This window comes from Bradyrhizobium sp. P2_E8 (genome assembly GCF_056403875.1).
Window position 1 is genome coordinate 1 of the sequence record NZ_JBFUES010001132.1, and the last position, 2,214, is coordinate 2,214.

The following is a 2,214-nucleotide window of genomic DNA, read 5'->3' on the forward strand; positions in this document are numbered from 1 at the left end:
CCCGTGCTGCATGCGATGTGGATCATCGGAGCGTTCCTGCTCGTAACCGGCACCTCCTACACCACCTATTTCGCCGGTGCGCAGTTCSTGCATTTCCTGCTGGGGCCCGCCACCGTCGCGCTCGCCGTGCCGCTCTACGAGAACCGCAGGCGCGTGGTGTCGTCCATCGTGCCGATGCTGGTGGCGCTCGTGGCCGGCTCGGTCACGGCGGTGGTGTCGGTCGTGCTGCTGGCCGAGCTCGCCGGGCTGCCGCGCGACGTCGTGCTGTCGCTGGCGCCGAAATCGGTCACGGCCGGCGTTGCCATGGGCATCGCCGAATCCCTGCACGCCGATCCCTCGCTGGCGGCGGTCGCGGTGATCCTCACCGGCATCATGGGCGCGATCATCGTGACGCCGCTGATGAACCGCACCGGCGTCACCGATTTCCGCGCGCGCGGATTTGCCGCCGGCCTCGCCGCGCACGGCATTGGCACCGCGCGCGCGTTCCAGGTGGATGAGATCGCCGGCGTCTTTTCCGGCATCGCCATGAGCCTGAACGCCTTGGTGACCTCGTTCCTGGTCCCGCTGGCGGTCACGCTGCTGGTGCGATGACATCGCCGCCGCGACGCTCTATATGAAGCGTAACACTTCCCGGTCTCCAACCGTATTTGCGGGGATGGGACCGAAACGGGACGAGATATGACTGGATTCAGGAATAAGGGCCTCTTGGTACCGACGCGGCGTGCGGCGCTCACGCTGATCGGGGTGGGCGCGCTCGCAGCGGGCGGCATCACCTCGGCATGGGCCGCCGCCGCCGATGACGAGGTGCTGACCGAAACCAAGGTGCTGCGCGATCCGGACACGCCCGTCGCCGGCAATCCCGACGGCAATATCACCATCGTCGAATGGTCCGACTACAATTGCCCCTATTGCCGCAAGCTCGAGCCCGAGCTGCGCCAGGTCGTTCAGGACGACGGCAAGGTGAGGCTGGTGATGAAGGACTGGCCGGTCCTTGGGCCGGTGTCGGTCACGGCGGCGCGGATCGCGCTCGCGGCGAAATTCCAGGACAAGTACCACCAGGCCCATGACGCCATGATGGGCGTCAGCTCCCGCCTGACCGAGCCGCGCATCAATGAGCTTCTGGCGGCTGCCGGCGTCGACATGGACCGGTTGAAGCGCGATCTCGCCGACCATGCCAGGGACATCGACGCCATCCTCAAGCGCAACAACGAGCAGGCCGAAGCCTTCGGCTTCCGCGGCACCCCGTCATTCATCGTCGGCAAGTACCGCGTGCCCGGCGCGCTCAGCATGACCGAGTTCGAGCAGGTCATCGCCGACGCGCGCAAGGCCAAGATGAACTAAGGCGCCCGCCGCAACCGACTGGCCAACACAAAGGCGCCGCCGCAGACCGCGACGGCGCCTTGTTCATGATGTCAGCAACGTTACTTCGACGAGATGCGGACCCAGTCCTTGTGCGCGCGATCGCGCAGAGCATCCCAGTCGGCCTTGGCGACATCCCAGTTCACGATGGTGCGGTTGGTGGTCGCGACCTCGCCATTGGCGACGGATGAGGTCTGCATGGAATCATAGACATAGACGCCGCCCGCAAGAAGCAGCGCGCCCAAAATCATTCCGAAAAAAGTCTTCATAGCGAACCTCCGGTGTCGCGCCGATAACGTCGGCACGGCGCGATGGTTCCGCGGCCATGCGGCGCATCTAAGGAGAGGTTGTTCATTCTCCGTTCAGCCACTCTAGCAGCTCCGCATTGATCTCGCGCGGATAGGTGTGGCTGAGATCGTCGATCTCGCGATAAGTGACGTCGGCGCCGGCGGCGCAGAACGCCGCTTGTGTCTGTCGCGCGGTCTGCACGGGAAACATCCAGTCGAGCTTGCCGTGGGTGATGAAGATCGGCAGGCCCTGCAGGCGCGCAGCATCCGCCATCTCCGCCATCAGCGGGTGGAAGGTCGCCGCCACCGGCGCGAGATGCGTAAAGGGCGAGGCTCCATCGAGCCCGCTGACGTAGCAGAAAGTGCCTCCGTCGCTCATGCCGGTCAGCAGCATGCGCGAGCCGTCGATGGTCCAGCGGCTGCGCACGGTCTCGAGGATGCGCATGAGGTTGGGCGTATCAGTGTCGTCGCTCATCAGCGCCCAGGTTTGACCGGTCGCCGTCGGCGCCACCAGGATCGCACCCAGGCTGCGGGCATCGCGTAACCAGCTCCACAGGAAGCCACGGCC

Annotated in this window: 4 protein-coding genes; 2 read left to right on the forward strand and 2 right to left on the reverse strand. The window is 65.7% G+C overall.

Features of this window, described 5'->3' with window-relative positions; genetic code table 11:
- The coding region (locus AC1D00_RS37650) for an LrgB family protein (protein WP_477014157.1) at window positions 1–591 on the forward strand (591 nt) is incomplete at its 5' end.
- A gap of 87 nt (window positions 592–678) precedes the next feature.
- Complete coding sequence (locus tag AC1D00_RS37655) at window positions 679–1,341, forward strand: DsbA family protein (protein WP_477014158.1); 663 nt, start codon at window positions 679–681, stop codon at window positions 1,339–1,341.
- Between the two features lie 80 nt (window positions 1,342–1,421).
- Here the strand turns inward: AC1D00_RS37655 and AC1D00_RS37660 are convergent, their stop codons facing one another.
- Together AC1D00_RS37660 and AC1D00_RS37665 are read right to left on the reverse strand one after the other, a co-directional pair.
- Window positions 1,422–1,628 carry a hypothetical protein gene (locus tag AC1D00_RS37660; RefSeq protein ID WP_027544339.1) on the reverse strand — a complete coding sequence of 69 codons (207 nt, stop codon included), beginning with the start codon at window positions 1,626–1,628 and terminating at the stop codon, window positions 1,422–1,424.
- Between the two features lie 82 nt (window positions 1,629–1,710).
- A partial coding sequence (locus AC1D00_RS37665) for an alpha/beta hydrolase (protein ID WP_477014159.1) occupies window positions 1,711–2,214 on the reverse strand: 504 nt, incomplete at its 5' end.